The 20,831-nt window shown below is 70.6% G+C and carries 21 protein-coding genes; 12 read left to right on the top strand and 9 right to left on the bottom strand.

Annotated features, from left to right (window positions below):
- Positions 1–49 precede the first annotated feature (49 nt).
- Genes O3597_RS08780 through O3597_RS08765 form a run of 4 tightly spaced genes read left to right on the top strand, consistent with a single transcriptional unit; the run spans position 50 to position 4,770 of the window.
- Positions 50–1,675 (top strand): FAD-dependent oxidoreductase, encoded by a 1,626-nt coding sequence (locus tag O3597_RS08780; protein ID WP_281604504.1) that lies wholly within the window; start codon positions 50–52, stop codon positions 1,673–1,675.
- Between the two features lie 16 nt (positions 1,676–1,691).
- A complete protein-coding gene (locus O3597_RS08775; RefSeq protein ID WP_281603787.1) occupies positions 1,692–2,963 on the top strand; it encodes a sugar ABC transporter substrate-binding protein in 1,272 nt (423 codons plus the stop codon).
- Between the two features lie 9 nt (positions 2,964–2,972).
- Entirely contained in the window at positions 2,973–3,938 is a 966-nt protein-coding gene (locus O3597_RS08770; RefSeq protein ID WP_281603786.1) for a sugar ABC transporter permease, read from the top strand.
- Complete coding sequence (locus O3597_RS08765; RefSeq protein WP_281603785.1) at positions 3,928–4,770, top strand: carbohydrate ABC transporter permease; 843 nt, start codon at positions 3,928–3,930, stop codon at positions 4,768–4,770. Before O3597_RS08770 ends, O3597_RS08765 begins: the two co-directional genes overlap by 11 nt.
- A gap of 82 nt (positions 4,771–4,852) precedes the next feature.
- On the opposite strand, the gene katG is transcribed toward O3597_RS08765, so the two are convergent.
- From katG to O3597_RS08750, 3 genes are read right to left on the bottom strand one after another with little or no spacing between them, the layout of a single operon-like run.
- A complete protein-coding gene (gene katG / locus O3597_RS08760) occupies positions 4,853–7,129 on the bottom strand; it encodes a catalase/peroxidase HPI (protein WP_281603784.1) in 2,277 nt (758 codons plus the stop codon).
- The gene (locus O3597_RS08755; RefSeq protein WP_164448972.1) at positions 7,126–7,581 is read right to left on the bottom strand and encodes a Fur family transcriptional regulator; all 456 of its coding nucleotides are present in this window, start codon (positions 7,579–7,581) and stop codon (positions 7,126–7,128) included. The genes katG and O3597_RS08755 overlap by 4 nt, the downstream gene beginning before the upstream one ends.
- A gap of 50 nt (positions 7,582–7,631) precedes the next feature.
- The gene (locus tag O3597_RS08750; protein WP_281603783.1) at positions 7,632–9,428 is read right to left on the bottom strand and encodes a serine/threonine-protein kinase; all 1,797 of its coding nucleotides are present in this window, start codon (positions 9,426–9,428) and stop codon (positions 7,632–7,634) included.
- Positions 9,429–9,665: 237 nt separating this feature from the next.
- Here O3597_RS08750 and O3597_RS08745 point away from each other — a divergent pair, with 237 nt between their 5' ends.
- On the top strand, positions 9,666–10,097 hold the full coding sequence (locus tag O3597_RS08745; RefSeq protein ID WP_164448974.1) for a hypothetical protein: 432 nt from the start codon (positions 9,666–9,668) through the stop codon (positions 10,095–10,097).
- A 60-nt stretch (positions 10,098–10,157) separates the two neighbouring features.
- Here the strand turns inward: O3597_RS08745 and O3597_RS08740 are convergent, their stop codons facing one another.
- Both O3597_RS08740 and O3597_RS08735 read right to left on the bottom strand, forming a co-directional pair.
- The gene (locus O3597_RS08740; protein ID WP_164448975.1) at positions 10,158–10,982 is read right to left on the bottom strand and encodes an SAM-dependent methyltransferase; all 825 of its coding nucleotides are present in this window, start codon (positions 10,980–10,982) and stop codon (positions 10,158–10,160) included.
- A 146-nt stretch (positions 10,983–11,128) separates the two neighbouring features.
- Positions 11,129–11,881 carry a DNA alkylation repair protein gene (locus O3597_RS08735; protein ID WP_166458952.1) on the bottom strand — a complete coding sequence of 251 codons (753 nt, stop codon included), beginning with the start codon at positions 11,879–11,881 and terminating at the stop codon, positions 11,129–11,131.
- An 89-nt stretch (positions 11,882–11,970) separates the two neighbouring features.
- On the opposite strand from O3597_RS08735, the gene O3597_RS08730 reads away from it, so the two are divergent.
- Positions 11,971–12,435 (top strand): DUF4259 domain-containing protein, encoded by a 465-nt coding sequence (locus tag O3597_RS08730; protein WP_281603782.1) that lies wholly within the window; start codon positions 11,971–11,973, stop codon positions 12,433–12,435.
- Positions 12,436–12,476: 41 nt separating this feature from the next.
- Here the strand turns inward: O3597_RS08730 and O3597_RS08725 are convergent, their stop codons facing one another.
- Entirely contained in the window at positions 12,477–12,986 is a 510-nt protein-coding gene (locus O3597_RS08725) for an HAD domain-containing protein (RefSeq protein ID WP_281603781.1), read from the bottom strand.
- Positions 12,987–13,002: 16 nt separating this feature from the next.
- Positions 13,003–13,269, bottom strand: coding sequence for a helix-turn-helix transcriptional regulator (locus O3597_RS08720; protein WP_164448977.1), 267 nt, complete (start codon positions 13,267–13,269; stop codon positions 13,003–13,005).
- A gap of 78 nt (positions 13,270–13,347) precedes the next feature.
- Between O3597_RS08720 and map the strand changes: the two genes are divergently transcribed.
- Positions 13,348–14,166 (top strand): type I methionyl aminopeptidase, encoded by an 819-nt coding sequence (gene map / locus O3597_RS08715; RefSeq protein WP_164448978.1) that lies wholly within the window; start codon positions 13,348–13,350, stop codon positions 14,164–14,166.
- Between the two features lie 47 nt (positions 14,167–14,213).
- Here the strand turns inward: map and O3597_RS08710 are convergent, their stop codons facing one another.
- Positions 14,214–14,924 carry a VOC family protein gene (locus tag O3597_RS08710; protein WP_281581392.1) on the bottom strand — a complete coding sequence of 237 codons (711 nt, stop codon included), beginning with the start codon at positions 14,922–14,924 and terminating at the stop codon, positions 14,214–14,216.
- Between the two features lie 222 nt (positions 14,925–15,146).
- Entirely contained in the window at positions 15,147–15,920 is a 774-nt protein-coding gene (locus tag O3597_RS08705) for a hypothetical protein (protein ID WP_281581393.1), read from the bottom strand.
- 292 nt (positions 15,921–16,212) lie between these two features.
- On the opposite strand from O3597_RS08705, the gene O3597_RS08700 reads away from it, so the two are divergent.
- The 5 genes from O3597_RS08700 to O3597_RS08680 all read left to right on the top strand — a co-directional run bounded on the left by O3597_RS08700 (position 16,213) and on the right by O3597_RS08680 (position 20,513).
- A complete protein-coding gene (locus O3597_RS08700) occupies positions 16,213–17,181 on the top strand; it encodes a helix-turn-helix domain-containing protein (RefSeq protein ID WP_281581394.1) in 969 nt (322 codons plus the stop codon).
- A gap of 115 nt (positions 17,182–17,296) precedes the next feature.
- A complete protein-coding gene (locus O3597_RS08695; RefSeq protein ID WP_281603780.1) occupies positions 17,297–18,130 on the top strand; it encodes an alpha/beta hydrolase in 834 nt (277 codons plus the stop codon).
- Entirely contained in the window at positions 18,127–18,915 is a 789-nt protein-coding gene (locus O3597_RS08690; protein ID WP_164448984.1) for an alpha/beta hydrolase, read from the top strand. The genes O3597_RS08695 and O3597_RS08690 overlap by 4 nt, the downstream gene beginning before the upstream one ends.
- Positions 18,912–19,703, top strand: a complete 792-nt coding sequence (locus O3597_RS08685) for an MBL fold metallo-hydrolase (protein WP_164448985.1) — start codon at positions 18,912–18,914, stop codon at positions 19,701–19,703. The genes O3597_RS08690 and O3597_RS08685 overlap by 4 nt, the downstream gene beginning before the upstream one ends.
- 219 nt (positions 19,704–19,922) lie before the next feature.
- Positions 19,923–20,513, top strand: coding sequence for a methyltransferase domain-containing protein (locus O3597_RS08680; protein WP_281603779.1), 591 nt, complete (start codon positions 19,923–19,925; stop codon positions 20,511–20,513).
- The last annotated feature ends 318 nt before the right edge of the window (positions 20,514–20,831 follow it).

The raw sequence follows: 20,831 nt of genomic DNA, 5'->3' as shown, positions 1-20,831 counted from the left end.
CCGTCACTGGCGGCGCTGACCGTTCATGAGAGGACCGACCGTGCCCGAGATGCAGGCCGAAGTACTGATCGTCGGCGGTGGGCTCGGTGGCGTCGCCGCCGCCCTGGCCGCGCTGCGCGCCGGCCGCAGCGTGCTGCTGACCGAGGAGTACGACTGGCTCGGCGGGCAGCTCACCAGCCAGGCCGTGCCGCCGGACGAGCATTCCTGGGTGGAGCGCTTCGGCGTCACCGCCAGCTACCGGGCGCTGCGTGACGGCATCCGGGAGCACTACCGGCGCTGGTATCCGCTCACCGACCGGGCGCGGCGCACCACCGCGCTCAATCCGGGCGCCGGGCACGTCAGTCGACTCTGCCACGAACCCCGGGTCGCGGTGGGGGTGCTGGAAGCCATGCTGGGGCCGTACCGGGGATCCGGGCGGCTGCGGGTGCTCCAGCCGTACCGGCCGGTGGCCGCCGAGACCGACGGTGACCGGGTCACCGGGGTCACCGTGGCGCACCGGCACACCGGGGAGCGGCTGTTCCTGACCGCGCCGTACGTGCTGGACGCCACCGAGACCGGCGAGTTGCTGCCGCTGACCGGCACCGAGTACGTCACCGGCTTCGAGTCCCGCGCCGACACCGGTGAACCGAGCGCGCCGGAGCAGGCACAGCCGACGAACATGCAGGCGGTGTCGGTGTGCTTCGCGGTCGACCACGTCGACGGCGACCACACCATCGACAAACCGGCGGCTTACGACTTCTGGCGGGCGTACCGGCCGCCGTTCTGGGGGGACCGGATGCTGTCGTTCCGCTCCCCCAACCCGCGCACCCTGGCGATCTCCGAACGCAGCTTCACCCCGAATCCGGACGACGATCCCTGGCTGGTCCAGGCCGACCAGCGGGTCAGTCCCGGCGACGGGAACCTGTGGACGTTCCGCCGGATCGCCGCCCGGCGCAACTTCGTCCCCGGCTCGTACGACAGCGACATCTGCCTGGTCAACTGGCCGATGCTCGACTACTTCGAGCAGCCGGTCATCGACGTACCCGATCCGGACGCGCAAATCACGGCGGCCCGGGAGCTGTCCCTGTCGGTGCTCTACTGGCTCCAGACCGAGGCGCCCCGCGCCGACGGCGGCACCGGCTTCCCCAGCCTGCGGCTGCGCGGCGACGTCACCGGCACCGGCACCGCAGCCACCGGCGGGGACGTCACCCACAGCGGTCTGGCCCAGGCGCCCTACATCCGGGAGTCGCGCCGCATCCGCGCCGAGTACACCGTCGTCGAGCAGGACCTCTCGTTGGAGATCCGGGGCGACAAGGGCGCGGTCAGCTACGCCGACTCGGTCGGGGTCGGCATGTACCGCATCGACCTGCACCCCTCCACCGGCGGCGACAACTACATCGACGTGGCCTCCTGCCCCTTCGAGATCCCGCTCGGCGCGCTGATCCCCCGGCGGGTGGAGAACCTGCTGCCCGCCGGCAAGAACATCGGCACCACACACATCACCAACGGCTCCTACCGCCTGCACCCCGTGGAGTGGAACGTCGGCGAGGTCGCCGGTCTGCTCGCGGACTTCTGCCTGGCCCGGCGGGTCACCCCCCGCGCGGTGCGCTACACCCCCGGCCTGCTGGCCGACTTCCAGAACCGCCTCGCCGACTCCGGTGTCGAGCTGCGCTGGCCCGACATCGCCGGCTACTGAGGAAGGACATAACCTGATGAGGAACCGGTTGACGGCCGTCGTCGCGCTCACCGCGCTGCTCGGCCTGACCGCCTGCGGCGGCGACGCCGCCGAGTCCGACGGCCCGGTCACGCTGCGGATGACCACCTGGTCGGCGAACGAGGCCCACCTGAAGCTGTTCGACGAGATCGCCGCCGAGTACACCGCGACGAACCCGGACGTCGCCGGGGTCACCTTCGACCCGATCCCGTTCGAGAGCTACACCACCACCCTGACCACCCAGATCGCCGGCGGCAACCCACCGGACCTGGCCTGGGTGCTGGAGAACTCCGCGCCCGACTTCGTCACCTCGGGCGCGCTGGTGCCGCTTGACGACACCCTGAAAGGCACCGAGGGGTACGGCTTCGACGAGCTCGCCCCGGCCGCGACGAAGCTGTGGCAGGCCGACGGCAAGCTGTACGCGTACCCCTTCTCCACCTCGCCGTTCGGGGTGTTCGTCAACACCGATCTGGTGAAGTCCTCCGGCGCGCGCAGCCCGGCCGAGCTGATCGCTGCCGGCCAGTGGACCTGGCAGAACGCGCTGGCCACCGCCAAGGCGGTGCGGGCGGAGACCGGCAAGGCGGGTCTGGTGGTCCGCGACTTCGACTACAAGGGTTGGGACTTCCTGTCCACCGTGTGGACCGGTTGGGGCGCGCAGGCATGGAGCGCGGACGGCCGCACCTGCGGCTTCAACTCGCCCGAGATGGTGGAGGCGATGACCGTCCTGCACCGGGGGATCTTCGTCGACAAGGCGCTGCCGGGCCCGGGTACCACCGCCGACTTCTTCGCCGGTGACGCCGGCATGACCATCACCCAGATCTCCCGCGCGTCGCTGCTGGACGGGCAGAAGTTCGGTTGGGACCTGGTGCCGCTGCCCGCCGGCCCGAAGGGCGAGTACGCGGTGATCGGCCAGGGCGGCATGGGCGTGCTCAAGCAGGGCCGCAACGCCGAGGCCGCCGCCGACTTCCTGGCGTACCTGACCAACCCGGCCAACTCGGCGAAGCTGGCGCAGTTCTTCCCGCCGCCGCGTACCTCGCTGCTCACCGCCGAGACCCTCGCCAAGACCAACCCGCTGCTGAGCCCGGAGCAGTTGCAGGAAGTGGTGATCGACGGGATCGCCGACGGGGTGGTCAAGCCCAGCCACACCGGGCAGGCCGAGCTGAACCAGGCGGTCCGGGCCGCGCTGGACCCGTTGTGGCGGCCGGAGGCCGACGTGCGGGGCGAACTCGACGGCGTCTGCACCGCGATCAACCCGCTGCTGGCGAAGTAGGGATCCTCGATGTCGGTCCTGACCAGGGACAGCGTGGGGCGGGCCGGTGACCGGTCCGCCCCCGGCGGGGCCACCCCGCACCGGCGGCGCGGCTGGTGGACGACCCGCCGCCGCGACCAGCTCGCCGGGCTGCTCTTCGTCGCGCCGCAGCTTGTCGGCTCGGTGCTGTTCGTGCTGATCCCGCTCGGGCTGGTCTTCTGGTACAGCCTGCACGAGTGGAACGTGCTCGCCGGCACCTTCGAGTTCGTCGGCGCGGGCAACTACCAGGCCATGGCCGACGACCCCAACCTGCCGTCGGTGCTGCGGGTCACCGCGCTGTTCTCGGTCGGCCTGGTGATGTTCAACCTCAGCCTGGCCCTGCTGCTCGCGGTGCTGCTGAACCAGCGGCTACGCGGCACCGTCGTGTTCCGGACGTTGTTCTTCTCCCCGGTGGTCGTCTCGCTTGTCGCCTGGACGATCGTGTGGGGGTTCCTGCTCCAGGACATCGGCGGTGTCAACGGGGCGTTGGGCGTGGCCGGTGTGGACGGGCCGAACTGGCTGCGCGGCGACTGGACGGCCCTGCTGTCGGTGATCGTGGTGCAGGTGGTCAAGAACGTCGGCCTGAACATGGTGCTGTTCCTGGCCGCCCTGCAGGGCGTGCCGGCGGAGCTGTACGAGGCGGCCCGGGTCGAGGGCGCGAACGCCTGGACGCGGTTCCGGCGGATCACCGTGCCGCTGATCAGCCCGACCATCCTGCTCACCTCGATCATCACGGTGGTCGGGTCGTTGCAGGTGTTCGCCCAGATCGCCGTGCTCACCCAGGGCGGACCGGGCACCTCGACCACGGTGCTCGTCTACTACCTGTACCAGCGGGCGTTCCAGTTCCACCAGTTCGGCTACGGGGCCACGCTGTCGGTGCTGCTCTTCCTGATCGTGCTGGTGCTCACCGTCGTGCAGTGGCGGATGCGCAGGAGGTGGGTCTTCCATGAACAGTAGGCTCTCGGTACGGGCCAGGGTCGCGCTCTACGGCGCACTCTGCCTGCTGGCCCTGCCCTTCGTCTTCCCCACCTGGTGGATGGTCACCTCGTCGGTGAAACCGGTAGGCGACATCTTCGCCTTTCCACCGTCGCTGATCCCGACCGAGGCCAGCCTCTCGGCGTACCGTCGGGTCTTCGAGCTGCAACCTTTCGCGCAGCAGTACCTCAACAGCGGGTACATCGCGGCGGTGGTCACCGTCGGCACCCTGGCCGTGTCGTCGCTGGCCGGGTACGCCTTCGCCCGGATCCGCTTCCGGGGCCAGCAGGTGCTGTTCGTGGTGGTGCTGGTCGGGCTGCTCATCCCGAGTGAGGTGACGATCGTCCCGCTGTTCCGGATGTTCAACTCCTGGGGCCTGGTGGACACCCACTGGCCGCTGATCCTGGTGCCGATCCTGGGCGCGCCGAGCGTGCTGGCCACCTTCATCATGCGGCAGTTCTTCATCACCCTGCCGGCCGAGTTGGAGGAGGCGGCACGGGTGGACGGGCTGGGCCGGTTCGCCACCTTCTGGCGCATCGCGTTGCCGCTGGCCCGCCCGGCGCTCGGCGCGGTGGCGATCTTCACCTTCCTGCACAGCTGGAACCTGTACCTGGAGCCGATCGTCTTCCTCTCCACACCGGAGAAGTTCACCCTTCCGCAGGCGCTGACCCAGTTCGTGGACGCCTACGGCGGGCCGATGTGGGACGTACAGCTGTCGGCGGCGTCGATGACCGCCATCCCGATCCTGGTGATCTTCGTGATCGCGCAACGGCAGTTCATCGAGGGCCTGGCCCACACCGGCCTGAAGGGCTGACGCGCACCCTCGCGGACCTCAGGTGCGGCGAGCCCCGGGCGATCGTCGCTGATCGCCCGGGGCTCGTCAGGTGGATGTCGGATCAGGCGAGGTCGAACCGGTCGAGTTCCATCACCTTGGTCCAGGCGGCCACGAAGTCGGCCACGAACTTGCCGCGCGCGTCGTCGCTGGCGTAGACCTCGGCGAGCGCCCGGAGCTGGGAGTTGGAGCCGAAGATGAGGTCGACCGCGGTAGCGGTCCACTTCACCTGGTCGGTGGTCACGTCACGGATCTCGTAGACGTGCTCCTCGGACTCCGACGCCTTCCACCGCGTGCCCGTGGAGAGCAGGTTGCGGAAGAAGTCGTTGGTGAGCGCGCCGGGCCGGTCGGTGAGCACGCCGTGCCGGCTGTCGCCGACGTTGGCACCGAGGGAACGCAGGCCGCCGATCAGGACGGTCATCTCGGGCGCGGTCAGGTTGAGCATGTACGCCCGGTCGATCAGCAGCACCTCCGGCTGGGTCTTCTCACCCGGACGCAGGTAGTTGCGGAACCCGTCGGCGCGCGGCTCCATGACCCGGAACGACTCGATGTCGGTCTGCTCCTGGCTGGCGTCGGTGCGGCCCGGGTGGAACGGGACGGTGACCTCGACACCGGCGTCCCGCGCGGCCTTTTCCACGGCGGCCGAACCGGCCAGCACGATCAGGTCGGCGAGGGAGATCTTGGCCCCGCCCGCCGCGTTGAACTCCTGCTGGATGCCTTCCAGGGTGCTGAGCACCGTGGCGAGCTGCTCCGGCTGGTTGACCTCCCAGCTGCGCTGTGGTTCGAGGCGGATCCGGGCGCCGTTGGCACCACCGCGCTTGTCGGTGTACCGGAAGCTCGCGGCCGAGGCCCAGGCGGTGCTGACCAGCTGGGCGGTGGTCAGGCCGGAGTCCAGCACCTTCGCCTTCAGCGCCGCGATGTCGGCGTCACCGACCAACTCGTGGTCGACGGCCGGCACCGGGTCCTGCCACAGCTGGGGCTCCGGCACCCACGGTCCGAGGAACCGGCTGACCGGGCCCATGTCGCGGTGCAGCAGCTTGAACCACGCCTTGGCGAAGGCCAGCGCGAACTCGTCCGGGTTCTCCAGGAACCGGCGGGAGATCTTCTCGTACGCCGGGTCGACGCGCAGCGACAGGTCGGTCGTGAGCATCGTGGGCTTGTGCTTCTTCGACGGGTCGTGGGCGTCCGGGATGATCGCCTCGGCGTCCTTGGCGACCCATTGCTTGGCGCCACCGGGGCTGGTGGTGAGTTCCCACTCGTAGCCGAAGAGGATCTCGAAGAAGCGGTTGCTCCACTGCGTCGGCCGGTCGGTCCAGGTGACCTCGAGGCCGCTGGTGATGGTGTCGGCGCCCTTGCCGCTGCCGTACGTGCTCAGCCAGCCCAGGCCCTGCGACTCCAGCGGCGCGCCCTCGGGCTCGGGGCCCACGTGGTCGTCGGCGACACCGGCGCCGTGGGTCTTGCCGAAGGTGTGACCACCGGCGATCAGCGCGACGGTCTCCTCGTCGTTCATCGCCATCCGGGCGAAGGTCTCCCGGATGAAGTGCGCCGCGGCGAGCGGGTCCGCGTTGCCGCGCGGGCCCTCGGGGTTGACGTAGATCAGACCCATCTCGGTCGCGCCGACGCCCTGCGACATCTCCTGCTCGGAGACGTAGCGCTCGTCACCGAGCCAGGTGTCCTCCGGACCCCAGAAGATCTCCTCGGGCTCCCAGACGTCCTCGCGGCCGAAGCCGAAACCGAAGGTCTTGAAGCCCATCGACTCCAGGGCCACGTTGCCGGCGAGCACGAGCAGGTCGGCCCAGGAGATCTGCTGGCCGTACTTCTGCTTGACCGGCCACAGCAGGCGACGGGCCTTGTCCAGGTTGGCGTTGTCCGGCCAGCTGTTGAGCGGGGCGAAGCGCTGACCGCCGTCACCGGCGCCACCGCGTCCGTCCTCGATGCGGTAGGTGCCCGCGGCGTGCCAGCTCATCCGGATCATGAGGCCGCCGTAGTGGCCGAAGTCGGCCGGCCACCAGTCCTGCGAGGTGGTCAGGACCTCGGTGATGTCCCGCTTGAGCGCCTCGACGTCGAGCTTGGCGAACTCCTTGGCGTAGCTGAAGTCCTCCCCCAGCGGGTTGCCCTTCGACGAGTGGGCGTGCAGCACCGAGAGGTCCAGTTGGTTGGGCCACCAGTCCCGGTTCGTCCGCGGACGACCGCCGGTCTTCGGGGTCGGCGAGTCGATCGCCGGGTTCTCGCTCTCGCTTCCGTGGGCGGTCACCGAGTCGTGCGCGACCGGGCAGCCGGCCGCCGCCTTGGCGTCCACGCCCTGGGCGCTGGACGGGGCGTCGTGCTCTGCGTTGCTCAATGTGCTTCCTTCCGACCTGGCGGTTCACTTGTGGTGCGTGCGGTCGCGCAGTCGGGGCAGATGCCCCAGTAGACGACCTCCGCCTCGTCGACCGCGAAACCGTGGTCGTCGGAGGCGGTCAGACAGGGGGCGTAGCCGACGGCGCAGTCCACGTCGGCGATCACACCGCAGGAGCGGCAGACGACATGATGGTGGTTGTCTCCCACCCGGGACTCGTAGCGGGCGACCGCGCCGGTGGGCTGGATGCGGCGCACCAGACCGGCGTCGGTGAGCGCCCGCAGCACATCGTAGATCGCCTGGTGGGACACGGTGGGATGATCGGCACGGACCAGCCGGATCACGGTGTCGGTGTCGACGTGCGGGTGGTCGCGCAGCGCCGCGAGCACCGCCACGCGGGGCCGGGTCACGCGCAACGAGACCGCCCGCAGCTGCGCCTCGAAGTCGGCCGTCATGCCGACGAACCTACTCGACTCTTCTGGAATCAATCAAGTTTTCGGGTGGATCAGGAGTTCGTGTCGTCGGTGCCGCCGTCCTCGTCCGCCGCCGACGTGGTGGAGGTCACCGAGGTGGTGGGAGACGTCTGTGTGGGGGTGGGCGCCGTGGTCTCGGCGGGTTCCGTGGTCGGTGGCGAGGTCGGGTCCGGCGGGGGCGGGGTGGACGGGCGCGCGGTCGCCGTCGGACTCGACGTCGCCGAGGGGCTGGCCGTGGGGCTGGTGGTCGCCGACGGGCTCGGCGTGGGCGGCGGAGCGGAGGTGGTCGGTGTCGAGGTGGTCGGTGTCGAGGTGGCCGGCGTGTCCGACGGCGTCGCCGACGGTTCGTCCGACGGCTGGGCGTCGGACCGACCCGATCCGCCTCCGCCGCCGTCCGGAGCCGGGCGGTCCCGTTCCGGCGTACCCGATCGGACCCGGGTGGTCCCCTCCGTCGATGCCGCCGGCTCGGCCGACGCGGAAGCCAGCACCGCTGTCCGAACGTGGGTGTCGGCATGCTCGCAGGCGACGCCCGCCAGGCTGAACCGCTCCGGTGTCTCGTGCCCACCGGACTCCACCCGGCCGTGCAGGGTCGCCGTCGCGTCCGTACCCGGTTCCGCCGGCGCGTCCAGCCGGAGGGTGACCCGCCGCTCCTGGTGCGTCCAGGCAGCACCGCGCACGTCGAGAAGGCGCTGACTGGCCGGGAGGGTGAAGGTCAGCGCCCGCTGCCCGGTCCCCGGTCGCCCGGTTCCCGTCACGCTGATCCGCGCCAGGAAGCGTCCGTCGGCCGCCTGCTGTGCCCGGTACTGCACGGTGCAGCCGGCCTCGGCGGCGGGTGGGTCGGCCGACCCTTCCTCGGCGGCGAGCAGCCCGGGCAGGATCCCCGCCAGCGCGGCCGCCGCGGCGGCGGGGGCGGCGAACAGCAGCCCGCGCCGCCGCCGGGCGACCGCCGACCGCCGGGCAGGTCCGTCGGCCGGCCTGGTGGGGCCGGCGACCGTTTGGGTGGGTACGGCGACCCGGGTGGCCACCGCACCCGGCGCGGGCCGCACGGCCAGGGTCGCACCGGTCAGCGCCTCGGCGAGGTCGGCCGCGTCCGGACGCCGGTCCGGGTCGGCCGCCAGGCACCGACCGATCAGGTGCGCGTGGGAGGCGGACAGTCCCCCGACGTCGGGGACGGACACCGGTTCGTGCGGGGACCGCTGTGGTGACTGCCCGGTGAGGCACTCGGTGAGGACGACGCCGAGGGCGAACACGTCGCCCGCCGGTACCGCCTCCGCTCCGGCGGTCAACTCCGGCGGCAGATAGCTGGGGGTGCCCCAGAGTTGCCCGTCCGGCTCCGCCGGGTCGTCGCCCGCGCCGACCGCGATGCCGAAGTCGACCACCTTCACGCCGCTCTCGGTGAGCATGATGTTTCCGGGCTTGACGTCCCGGTGCACGATGCCCTGCTCGTGGGCGGCGGCGAGGGCCGCCGCCACCTGCTGACCGATCCGCAGCGTCTCGTCCGGCGGCAACGGGCCGGCGGCCCGGAGGCGGGCGGCCAGCGTCGATCCGGCGACAAACTCCATCACCAGGAACGGGGTGGGGGTCCGGGTCAGATGCCGCTGCTCACCGTAGTCGTAGACCCGGGCGACTCCGGGGTGGTCGAGCCGTGCCGCGGCCAGCGCCTCGCGGCGGATGCGGTCCCGGGCGGCGGGGTCGCCCAGCAGCGGTGCCGACAGCAGCTTCACCGCGACCGTGCGCTGCAGGCGCAGGTCGTAGCCGCGCCAGACGGTGGCCATGCCGCCCCGGCCGACCGGTTCGTCGAGCCGGTAACGCCGCTGCAGGCATCGCACGAGCACAACCTCCCGCTCCGGTCGCGCACCCCCGCCGGGGTGTCCGGTGGGCGGATCGTGTCCGGTCACCGCCCCTGTCGACTAACGCGCTACCCCCAGCCGGAGGCGGGAAAACCCCTGGTCAATCAGTTGGAGAAGGTCGACTCGCGATGTCATGCGACCGTCACACGTTCGCGCGGCGCTCGTCATCCCACGGGGCATCTCTGAGCACAGGCACCGTTTCGAGGAGGCGACGACATGAGCGACGTTCCGTACGGCGTCCGGCACGCAGCACTCGCCACCGCGCTGGCAGCTGTGCTCGCCGTCACCGGCTGCGCCCCCGAGCCGGAGGCGGAACCACCACCACCGTCCACCGGCACCAGCCCGCCGAACACCCTCGCCAAGGTCGACGTGGGTGACGCACTGACCGTGACCGCGACCGTGGATCAGGTCGTCGACGAGCGGGCGCTCGTCGTACGGGACGTCGACCTGGCCGACCGCAGCCTGCTCGTCCTGACCCGGCGGCCAGTGGAGGCGACCCCGCCGCAGTTGCTCAGCGCGGAAGGGACCGTGGTCCGTTTCTCGTACCGCCGCCTCGCGGCCCGCCACCACCTGACCGACCCGGCGGCCTACCGCACGTTCGAAGGACAGAAGGCGCTGGTGGCCAGTCAGGTCACCGTGTGGCGGTGACGGCACCCGGAGTAGCCGGCCGCGGTAGATGCGGCCACCCGGAGGAGGCCGATCGCGGCATCACGGCTTGCGCGCGACGAGCCCGACGAAGGTGTGGTAGGTGTCGCTCTGCTCCGGCGCGGCCTCGTCCGGGTCCGGTCGCCACGCGGCCACCGGCACCAGGCCCGGTTCCAGCAACTCCAGGCCCTCGACGAAGGAGAGGATCTCCTCGTCGGTACGCCAACGACCGGTGCCGAGGGACTCGTTGAAGATGCGTTCGACCTCACGCGCCTTTCGGGAGGCGTCGGGGTGCCGGTCGCCGGGATCACGGAAGTGGGAGATCGCCACGTAGCTGCCCGACGGCAGGGCGTCGATCAACCTCGCCGCCACCGCCTTCGGGTTCTCGTCGTCCGTGAGGTGGTGCAGAATAGCGAAGAGCAACAGCCCGACGGGGCGGTCCAAGTCCAGGAACCTGCGGACCTCCGGGTGTTCCAGGATGGCCTCCGGCGACCGGATGTCGGCCTGGACCACCGTCGCGGTTCCGGCGTCGGCCAGCAGCGCCCGACCGTGCGCCAGCACGATCGGATCGTTGTCGACGTAGACCACCCGCGCCTGCGGGTCGTGGCGCAGGGCCACCTGGTGCACATTGCCCTGGGTGGGCAGACCGGAACCGAGATCGAGGAACTGCCCGATGCCCTGCTCGGTGAGGACGCGCACCGCCCGACGCAGGAAGGCCCGATTCGCCTGGCCCGCCTGCGGGCCGTCCGGCGTGATCCGGAGCGCGTGCTCGGCGACGGCGCGGTCCACCGCGAAGTTGTCCTTGCCGCCGAGCATGTAGTCGTACACCCGAGCGATGCTCGGCACGCTCATGTCGACCCCGGCCGGCGCCACCTCTTCGTTCGCCACAGTTCGTCTCCTCGTCCACACCGGATCACGGTCGGCCGAACCGCTTGGGCCGAGCGCCGGACTGCGGGTGGTCCAACGTCGAAGCAGGATCGGTCGGCGTGCCGCCGCACCTGCTCGACATCCCGCGGCCGACGCCGCCGACCATCCTAAATGGTCACCTCGACAGCGCGCTCGCGCCGGTCCGCCTCGGCCTCGTGCTGTCGGCGTACCATCTCCGCGATCCAGGTGGGCGCGTACGGTGAGGTGCAGCCCGGTGAGGTCGGGTAGTCCTTGAGCACACCCAGACGTTCCCCGATGTCGATTGCGCGGGCGCGGTGCCCGGCATGCTCGATCCCGATCTGCGCCAGGCAGTGGTTCATGGCCCATTGCAGGCGATCCGGAGCGTCCCTCATCTCCGCCTCGATGACGTCGAGCAGCGCGGTGAGGTCGAGGCCCGCAGGCTTCGCGGCCACCCGGTCGGTGGTCAACGCCCAGCCGGCGCTGGCGACGACCGGATCCGGATCGGCCAACCACGCCCGGCGCAGCTCCTCGCCGTGCGGGCTCTTCCGCACCACGTAGTTCACCAGCCAGTCGTGCACCTTGGGTCGACGCGCCTCGCGCAGCATGGTGTCCAACTGGTCGCGCTCGAACGCCTTCGGGCGGCAGATCAGGATCGCCAGGAGGCGCGCCGCGGTGTCGCCGGTCTGCCACAACTGCTCCGCGAGGTCCTGCTGGGTCTTCAACCGCTTCGCAAGGGCACGCAACTTGCTGAGGTTCACCCCGTGATCATCGCCGTGCCGCTCGTTCACCTCGCGCGTCCTCGGGTCCGCGAGCTCGGCCAACTCCGCCATCACCTGCGCCACCGTCGTCCCGGTCAGCGTCTTCTCGACCACCGCTGCCCCCTGTCCGTCACCCGCCATCCGTCACCGCAGGGTACGCCGAATCGCGTGGGTCGAAGCCTGTCGGTGGCCGGTGCCAGAATGCGGCGCGACCGATCGAGGGAGGTTTCATGGGTGCCTGGGACAGTGGACCGTTCGACAACGACACCGCCGCCGACTGGTGTGGCGAGCTGGATGACGCCGACGCCGCCCAGCGGCCGGTGCTGGTCCGCACGGCCCTGAACCGAGCGGCCGTCGAGCAGGACTACCTCGACGCCGACATCGCCTGCGAGGCGATCGCCGCAGCCGCGATCGTGGCCGCGCATCTGCCCGGCGGGCAACCCATCAGCTCACCGTACGCGCCGGAGGTCCTCCGCAACGGCGGCCGACTCGACCTGCCCGCCGACCTGCCCGCGCTGGCCGCGAACGCGCTCGACCGGATCATGTCCGCGAATTCCGAATGGCACGACCTGTGGCAGGAGGCATTCGCCGACGACGACAACCGGGCCTTCGACACCGTCCGCGAGCTGCGCCGGACACTGACGGCCCGATCCGGGACGGGTGGGTATGCGGTCGACCGGATCACGGCTCGGTGAGGTAGGACAGAGGGCCTCTCGGGACTCCGTGCGACCCGTGTTCACCTGGGCAGGGATGCCGCCCAGGTGAGCACGCGCTCGACGTCCGCTCGGGTCCAACCAATCGCGGGATCGATCGACACGAGCAAGGTCGGTACCGAACGGGCAGCGGCCCACCGCCGGCCGACGGCGGTGTGGTTGTCATCGAGCCACGCTGCCGGTCGATCGGCGGCCACGGCATCCACGGCCGGCACCTTGAGTTCAGGATCGAACGGCACCGGTGGGAAGCCGACCACCGGCAGCGGCGCGACTCCGAGCAGCGGCAGGTAGACGTCGTTGGCCGCCTCGCCCCAACCCGTTGCCCACCACAGCTCACCGGCGGCGGCCAGGTCCCGGATCCAGTCGGCGTGCGCCACGCAGTAGCGCTGCGGATCTTCACCGTCGAAGAGGACGCGTTCCTGGTAGCCGTCGGGACGGGTGGGTGCCGCGAAGGGATTCAGTACGCCGTCGAGGTCCAGGAAGATGACGGGTACGTCGGGCCGTCCCGCGCGGTGGGGATTCAACGGACGCACGAGGTCGGAAGGGACCCTAGGACGCCTGGCGGACGGGCAGGTCGGCCCGCCAGACCTCGGCCAGGTCGCTGAGGGGGACATCGAGGGCCTGGCTGAGGCAGACGACGGTGCCGAACGCCGGCGCGGGCAGGCGGCCCGCCTCGATCTTGCGGAGCGTCTCGGGCGAGATGCCGGCGGCCAGGGCCACGTCGACGAGGCTGCGGCCGGCCCGGGCGGCTCGCAGGGCGGCGCCGAGGCGCTGCCCTGCGGCGATCTGCTCGGCGGTGAGTGGTTGGCGGACCATGCGAAGGAGGATAGCCCCTTCCGGGCGGCCCCACCGTGACGTGGTATAAAAATACCGACAGGGGCGAGGGAGGCTTTCATGATCGAACTCAAGTCGGCCGAGGAAATCGAGCGGATGGCAGTGACCGGCCGGTTCGTCGGCGAGTTGCTGGCCGAGCTGAGCGGTGTCGCGGCGGTCGGCGTCAACCTGCTGGACCTTGAGCACCACGCTCGCCGTCGAATCGCCGAACGCGGTGCCGAGTCCTGCTACTGGGACTATGCCCCCTCGTTCGGCCGTGGTCCGTTCCGCAACGTGCTGTGCCTGTCGGTGAACGACGCGGTGCTGCACGGTCTCCCCCACGACTACGTCCTACGGGACGGCGATCTGCTCAGCATCGACATGGCGGTCGGCATCGACGGCTGGGTCGCCGACTCCGCGCTGTCCGTCATCGTCGGCACCCCGGACCCGGCCGATCTGAGGCTGATCGAGGCCACCGAGGTCGCGTTGGAGGCTGCCATCACCGCCGCCCAGCCCGGCGGCCGGTTGGGCGACATCTCCGCCGCGATCGGCGAGGTCGCCCACTCCTACGGCTACCGGGTCAACGGCGAGTTCGGCGGCCACGGCATCGGCCGTACCATGCACGAAGCCCCGCATGTGGCCAACAGTGGCCGCCCTCGTCGCGGCCTAAAACTGGAGCCCGGCCTCACCATCGCCATCGAGCCCTGGCTCTGTGGCTCCACCGACAAGATCAGGTATGACAAGGACGGCTGGACGATCCGGTCGGCCGACGGTTCCCGCACCGCACACTCCGAGCACACGGTCGCCATCACGGCCTCCGGCCCCCGGGTGCTGACCCGCCGTCCCACCCACGACACCGGCTCCGCCGGCCCTGCCGCGAAGTCCGCCGCCGCATCCTGACCGCTCCACAGCCGGACGGTCGCCGGGACCGGCGGGTCGGGACCGGACTAACGACGCCTCATGACACGGAACTCGTTGCCGTCGGGGTCGGCCAGCACGACCGCGCCATCCTCGCCGGCCTCGATCCACGTGGCGCCGAGGGACACCAGCCGGTCGACCTCCGACCGCTGATGACCGTCAGCCGGCGGCGCCAGGTCGAAGCGCTGCCGGTTCCTCCCCTGCTTCGGTGCCACGGGCGGACCTCCCCAGGCGACCTTCGTGCCGCCGCCCGGTGCCTGCACGGCGGTCTCCTGGTCCTGGTCCCACACCAGTGGCCAGCCGAGCGCGGCGCTCCAGAAGAGGCCGACCTCCCGGGTGCCGTCGCAGGCTATCTCACCCAGAAAGCCGCAGCCGGCGAGGAACCTGTTGCCCGGCTCGATCACGCAGAACGCGTTGCCCTCGGGGTCGGCCAGGACGATGTGTCCTTCCTCCGGACGCTGCCCGAGGTCGACGTGGGCGGCACCGAGGGCGAGCGCGGTGGCCACCGTCTGCCGCTGGTCGGCCGGGCTGGCGCTGGTGAGGTGCAGGTGCAGCCGGTTCTGCCCGACACGCTTCGCGTGGCTCGTCACGAACCGGAGGCCGAGCTGCGTGTCAGTGCCGGGGAGAGACGCACCGCCGCCATCATGGACGATCTGCCGGTCGAGCAGGCCGGCCCAGAACCGCGCCAGGCGCATCGGTTGGCTCGCGTCGAAACAGACGGCGACCAACTGACAGGACATCGCATTCCCCGATCGTCGGCTGAGCACCGTCGGCAGCTCGCCAGCCGCCGCCGTTCGGGTGGAGCGTAGGGGAACTCGATGCCGGGCGTCGCCGAATATTCGGCGACACCCGGCACGGTCTGTGCACGGCGACAGACCCCGACCGGCCGTTCGGCCGGTAGCGCGGGAGCAGAGGTGTGCCGGCGCCGGCAGGATCCTCCGGTCATGTCCCGCCAGCAGGGGTCAGCAGCCGAGGCGCCTGGTCGACAGGGCGACGTCGTCGATCCAGAGGTCGAACTCGCCCGGGGTGGTGCCACCCTGGTAGAGCTGCCAACCGATCTTCACGGTGTTCACCGTCGGCAGGACGAACGGCACGTCGTTGCCGCCGTGTTCGGTGGTGGATGCGGTCAGTTCCGGGTTCGCCACCCCGTCGATCCACACCGCGACGCGATTGTCCGCCGGATCCAGGTGCCACTCGAAGCACTGCCAGGTGTCTTCGACCACCGGGGCGGACTCGCGCCAGTTGGTCCAGTCGCCGGTCGGCCCGCCGTCGGCGCCGACGCCCCAGAAGATTCCGGGGACCGTGGGTGCGTACTGGCCGCCGATCGGACGGACGATCTCCGAGCTGCCGGTGCCGGTCGCCTCCACGAGGGTGAAGTGCGCCCAGTCGGGGCCGGTGGGAAAGGCGTCGACGCGCAGCCGCATCCGGCCGTAGAAGCGGTTGCCGGGCGCGGCGAAGTCGTCGACGCGCAGGAAGGCACGGCCGTTGTCGACCGTGTGGATGTGCAGCACCTGATTGCCGCGGCGGGCACGTTCGACGGTGAGCGTGCCGTTGCGCGTGTCGATGCCCCAGTCCAGGGTGCTCGCACCGCCGGGCGGCAGGCGCTCGAAGTCCTCGCAGAAGAGCAGGTGGCGGGTGCAGGAGCCGCGGTGGGAGGCACCGGCGGCGTCGGTCGGGACACTGCCGACCGTGGCGCCGACCATCAGAACGGTCAACGCGGCAAGTAGGTTGCGCATGTTTCCTCCATCGACTGCTTTCCCGCCACCGCAGCGTGACGGGGGCTACGGCGGAAGCGCTCCCATATATAGCAGAAGTTCAATCTCCTTGTGGGACGCACCCCCTCGCGGCTGGCGTTGTCCTGGACCTCGGCGCGGCGCATACTGAATCCGACCTCGTCGTTCCATTCGCCGTTGTGCCATGACAGCGATCGGAGCAGCGGGGTTTCTCCATCTTCGCGGCTATTGATACGGCCCAGTTGCCGCCGCGTTACGCGCCGGCACGCAACCGCTCAGGATCGGATGGGAAGTCATGCTCGTTCTCGACACGCGGTCGCTGCCCCCACGAGAGCGCGCGGAGGCGTTTCAGGCCACGGTCAGCGGTAACTGCTCCGCCAGCATGGCCTCGTTCGAGGATCCGGCCGCGATCGAGGCGAAGATGACCGTCTTCGACTTCGGCCGAGCGAAGGTGTTCAACATCGAGGCCTCCGGCACGACCCTGCGCCGCACCCCCCGGATCGCCCGGGCCTCGGACGAGTCGTCGATCGTTCTGGCGTTGCCGATGCGAACCGACAACCATCTGATGTGGGCGCGGGAGGGACGCGTGTTCGGACCGCGTGACCTCATGCTTGTCGACCTCTCCCTGCCGTACGTCTATGGCTGGCGAGGCGGTGGGGCCTCCTACGCACTGCACGTCGACGCCGATCACCTGGGCGTTCCCCGGGATGCGATCCACCGGGCCGCGCGTGAACTGCGGGTCAGTCCGCTCTACGAACTCGTACGCAGTCACGTCGCGCACCTGACCGGACAGGCCGACGACCTCATCGGCAGCGGTGCGGGGCCCGAGCTGGGCACCGCCTCCGCCGAGCTGATGCGCGCGCTGGTGCTCACCGCTGCCGGCGACGGCCGACGGCTACGCGAGACAATGCACTCCTCGATGCAGGCGCGGGTACAGGCCTACGTCCGCAGCAACCTACGAGATCCGGAGCTGACACCGGCACGGATCGCCGCGGCCAACGCCATCTCGTTGCGTACGCTCTACAAACTCTACGAGTCACTGGGTCAGAGCCTGGAGCAGTCGATCATCGAGCAGCGCCTGCACGGCGCACGGGCGGACCTGACCGCCGCCCGCCCGCGTTACACGTCCATCGCGGCGACGGCCCGCGCCTGGGGCTTCGCCAACCCGAGCTTCTTCACGAACAAGTTCCGTGAGGCATTCGGAGTCACCCCACGACAGATGGCCACCGCGCAGAAAACCGTCGCCACCGCGCCGCCAGAGTGAACGGTGCACACAGACGTCAGAACCGTGCGTCCGCAGAAAACTCACGCTGTCGCGAAGGTGCGACATTGCTCCCTGAACTGCTGACACCCTGGCAGCCCACCGTGAGGAGTGGACCATGCCCTTCGTCACCGTCAGCGACGGCACCCGGATCTTCTACAAGGAGTGGGGCAGCGGCCGCCCGGTCGTCCTGTCCCACGGCTGGCCGCTCAACTCCGACAGTTGGGAGGCCCAGGCGCTGCACCTCGCGTCGAGCGGCTACCGGGTGATCGCCCACGACCGACGCGGCCACGGCCGCTCGACCCAGACCTGGCACGGCAACGAGATGGACACCTACGCCGACGACCTCGCCGCCGTGGTCGACACGCTCGACCTGCGCGACGCCACCCTGGTCGGCTTTTCCACCGGCGGCGGCGAGGTCGCCCGCTACATCGGCCGACACGGCACCGCCAGGGTCGCCCAGGTCGTCCTCGTCTCGGCGGTGCCGCCGTTCATGCTGAAGACCGACGACAACCCCGGCGGGGTACCCGCCGAGGTGTTCGACGGCATTCGCGCCGACTCGCTGACCGACCGCGCGCAGCTCTACAAGGATCTGGCGGACGGCCCGTTCTTCGGCCACAACCGACCGGGAAGCGACGTTTCGCAGGGAGTCCGGGACGTATTCTGGCTGCAGAGCATGGCCGCCGGACACCGCAACGCCTACGAGTGCATCGCCGCCTTCTCCGCCACCGACTTCCGTCCGGACCTCGACGCGATCGACGTACCCACCCTGGTCATCCACGGCGACGACGATCAGGTCGTGCCGTTCGAGGTGGGCGGCAAGGCGTCCGCCTCCCGCGTCAAGGGCGCCCGGCTGACGGTCTACCCGGGCGCACCACATGGCATCACCGACACTCACAAACGGCGGCTCGGCGACGACCTGCTCGCCTTTCTCGAGGAGTACCAGCCATGAAACCAATCGTTCTGGTGCACGGCTTCTGGGTGACGCCCCGCAGCTGGGAGAACTGGATCACCCACTACGAGAGCAAGGGTCACCAGGTGGTGGCGCCCGCGTACCCGGGGTTCGAGGTCGAGGTGGAGGCGCTCAACGCCGATCCGGCCCCGATCGCGCAGGTGACGGTTCCGCAGATCATCGCCCATCTCGAAGAGGTCGTGCGGGCACTGCCGGAGCCGCCGATCATCATCGGCCACTCCGCCGGCGGCGCGTTCACCCAGATCCTGCTCGACCACGGCTACGGCGCGGCCGGTGTGGCGCTCAACTCGGCCCCCACCGAGGGCGTTCGCGTGGTGCCTCTGTCCCAGGTCAAGTCCACCTTTCCGGTGCTCAAGAGCCCCGCCAACCGGCACAAGGCGGTCGGCCTGACGCCGGAGCAGTGGAAGTACGCCTTCACCAACACGTTCACCGACGAGGAGTCTCGGGCCCTCTACCAGCGCTACCACATCCCCGCCCCCGGGGGCATCGTGTGGGGCGGCGTCCTGGCCAACTTTCAGCCCGGCCATCAGGACACCTGGGTCGACTACCACAACGACGACCGCGCGCCCCTGCTGTTCGTGTCCGGCGGCGAGGACCACATCATGCCGCCCGCCGTGCAGAAGTCGAACGCGGAGCACTACCGGTCCAACACCGTCACCGAGCGCCGCGAGTACCCCGGCTACGCTCACCTGCTGCCGGCACAGCAGGGATGGGAGCGGATCGCGGACGAGGTGCTCGACTGGGCCGTGCGGCACGCGGAATGACCGACGTACGGGTCACGCACATCGGCGGTCCGACCCTACTGATCGAGGTCGACGGGTGGCAGTTGCTCACCGATCCGACGTTCGACGCGCCCGGCCGGACCTACCGGTTCGGCTGGGGCACCGCCTCACGCAAGCTCACCGGCCCGGCGCTGCCGGCGGAGTCGCTCGGCGACCTCGACGCGGTGCTACTGACCCACGACCACCACGCCGACAACCTCGACGACGCCGGCCGGGTCCTGTTGCCGACGGCGGGTCGGGTCGTCACCACCGTGGCCGGCAGCCGACGGCTCGGTGCCGGCACCATCGGTCTGGCGCCGTGGCAGCACACCACTCTCACCGCACCCGGTCGGCCGACCATCGAGGTCACCGCGACCCCGTGCCGGCACGGCCCGCCGCTGAGCCGGCCGGTCGTCGGCGAGGTGACCGGGTTCGTGCTGCGCTGGGCCGGCCAGCGGCACGGGCCGCTCTGGATCACCGGCGACACCGTTCTCTACGACGGAGTCCGTCAGGTCGCCGACCGGTTCGGCATCGGCACCGTCGTGCTGCACCTCGGAGCGGTCCGGTTCGGCCGCACCGGTGCGCTGCGCTACACGATGACCGCCGCCGAGGGTGCCGAACTGTGCCGGCTGGTCGGCGCCCATTCGGTGTTGCCGGTGCACTACGAGGGCTGGAGTCACTTCAGCGAGGGCCGGCAGGCTGTCGAGGCCGCCTTCGCCGCCGCCCCGGCCACGGTCCGGGCGAGCCTGCGCTGGCTCACCCCCGGCACGGCCAGCTCCCTCACGGTCTGACCGGGCCCGGCTGGCGGTGGAACCTTCCGCCGCCACCGGGGCCGGGCGCTCCCGGATGGATGCGTACGATCAGGGCCATCGTGGATCTGGGCCTACCCGGACGGTAGCGTGCGATGCTCAGAGCGCCCTTCCCGAACCCGCCGAACCGGAAGAACCGCCATCGTGAGCAACCCTGCCAGGAGAAGCCCGAGCGAGTCACCGACCGCGAAGCAGCGACGCGTGTGGGACAGGTCCGCACCGAGCTACGACAGGCAGATCGCGTTCCTCGAGCGGGTGCAGTTCGCGGGTGGCCGGGAGTGGTTGGGTGACCGGGTGCGTGGCCGGGTGCTGGAGGTGGCCATCGGCACCGGCCGGAACCTGCCGTACTATCCCGCCGACGCCACCCTCACGGGTGTCGAGCTGAGTCCGGCGATGCTGGATATCGCGCGTCGCCGTGCCGCCGAGCTGGGCCGGGCGGTCGACCTGCGCGAGGGCGACGCGGAGCGGCTGCCCTTCGCGTCCGCGTCGTTCGACACCGTGGTCTGCGCTCTTTCGCTCTGCTCCATTCCGCATCCGGCGCAGGCGATCGACGAGATGAAACGCGTCCTCGTACCCGGTGGCCGACTGCTCCTCCTCGACCACGTCGCGAGCACCTGGCCGCCGGTGCGCGCCACCCAGTGGCTCCTTGAACGGGTCACCGTCCGCGTGGCCGGTGAGTACTTCACCCGCCGCCAGCTTCCACTGGTGCGTGCGGCGGGATTCACGATCGTCGAGGCCGAGCGATTGAAGGCCGGCACCGTCGAACGCGTGCACGCGGTCAAGTCCGCCTGAGACAGCCGGCGACGGCCGACCGTCAGCGTCGGGGAGCTGCTCGGCCGGTGTGCCGTGCGACAGCAGGAGTCGAGCATCATTCGCCTTAATATGAGTCAACTGATATAGATCAGAGCCTATCGATTCCGGTTAGGTTGGCGATGGCCCACCTGACCAGGCTGGCGCCCCGCCGAGGCGCCCGGCAGCGGCACCGGCCAGGTCAACGGGCTGCGGCGCCCGCAGCACCGTCGCCCAAACCCCGAGGGCGGAGCGCGGCGGGACACCCCCCGCCCCGATCGCGGCGCACCCCCGTTCCGCGCCGCCGTTTCCACAGGAGGC

This window comes from Verrucosispora sp. WMMA2044, from assembly GCF_027497155.1.
Classification (GTDB): domain Bacteria; phylum Actinomycetota; class Actinomycetes; order Mycobacteriales; family Micromonosporaceae; genus Micromonospora; species Micromonospora palythoicola.
The sequence above is the reverse complement of the archived record's forward strand: the minus strand, read 5'-3'. Positions and strand labels throughout refer to the sequence as shown.

What these genes read in the sequence shown, in the direction of transcription:
- O3597_RS08730 (WP_281603782.1), top strand. Translation starts at nt 11,971, where the DNA reads ATGGGTGCCTGGGACAGTGGACCGTTCGACAACGACACCGCCGCCGAC.
- O3597_RS08755 (WP_164448972.1), bottom strand. Translation starts at nt 7,581, where the DNA reads ATGACGGCCGACTTCGAGGCGCAGCTGCGGGCGGTCTCGTTGCGCGTG.
- O3597_RS08735 (WP_166458952.1), bottom strand. Translation starts at nt 11,881, where the DNA reads ATGGCGGGTGACGGACAGGGGGCAGCGGTGGTCGAGAAGACGCTGACC.
- O3597_RS08775 (WP_281603787.1), top strand. Translation starts at nt 1,692, where the DNA reads ATGAGGAACCGGTTGACGGCCGTCGTCGCGCTCACCGCGCTGCTCGGC.
- map (WP_164448978.1), top strand. Translation starts at nt 13,348, where the DNA reads ATGATCGAACTCAAGTCGGCCGAGGAAATCGAGCGGATGGCAGTGACC.
- O3597_RS08720 (WP_164448977.1), bottom strand. Translation starts at nt 13,269, where the DNA reads ATGGTCCGCCAACCACTCACCGCCGAGCAGATCGCCGCAGGGCAGCGC.
- O3597_RS08700 (WP_281581394.1), top strand. Translation starts at nt 16,213, where the DNA reads ATGCTCGTTCTCGACACGCGGTCGCTGCCCCCACGAGAGCGCGCGGAG.
- O3597_RS08695 (WP_281603780.1), top strand. Translation starts at nt 17,297, where the DNA reads ATGCCCTTCGTCACCGTCAGCGACGGCACCCGGATCTTCTACAAGGAG.
- O3597_RS08710 (WP_281581392.1), bottom strand. Translation starts at nt 14,924, where the DNA reads ATGTCCTGTCAGTTGGTCGCCGTCTGTTTCGACGCGAGCCAACCGATG.
- O3597_RS08690 (WP_164448984.1), top strand. Translation starts at nt 18,127, where the DNA reads ATGAAACCAATCGTTCTGGTGCACGGCTTCTGGGTGACGCCCCGCAGC.
- O3597_RS08705 (WP_281581393.1), bottom strand. Translation starts at nt 15,920, where the DNA reads ATGCGCAACCTACTTGCCGCGTTGACCGTTCTGATGGTCGGCGCCACG.
- O3597_RS08770 (WP_281603786.1), top strand. Translation starts at nt 2,973, where the DNA reads ATGTCGGTCCTGACCAGGGACAGCGTGGGGCGGGCCGGTGACCGGTCC.
- O3597_RS08685 (WP_164448985.1), top strand. Translation starts at nt 18,912, where the DNA reads ATGACCGACGTACGGGTCACGCACATCGGCGGTCCGACCCTACTGATC.
- O3597_RS08765 (WP_281603785.1), top strand. Translation starts at nt 3,928, where the DNA reads ATGAACAGTAGGCTCTCGGTACGGGCCAGGGTCGCGCTCTACGGCGCA.
- O3597_RS08780 (WP_281604504.1), top strand. Translation starts at nt 50, where the DNA reads ATGCAGGCCGAAGTACTGATCGTCGGCGGTGGGCTCGGTGGCGTCGCC.
- O3597_RS08745 (WP_164448974.1), top strand. Translation starts at nt 9,666, where the DNA reads ATGAGCGACGTTCCGTACGGCGTCCGGCACGCAGCACTCGCCACCGCG.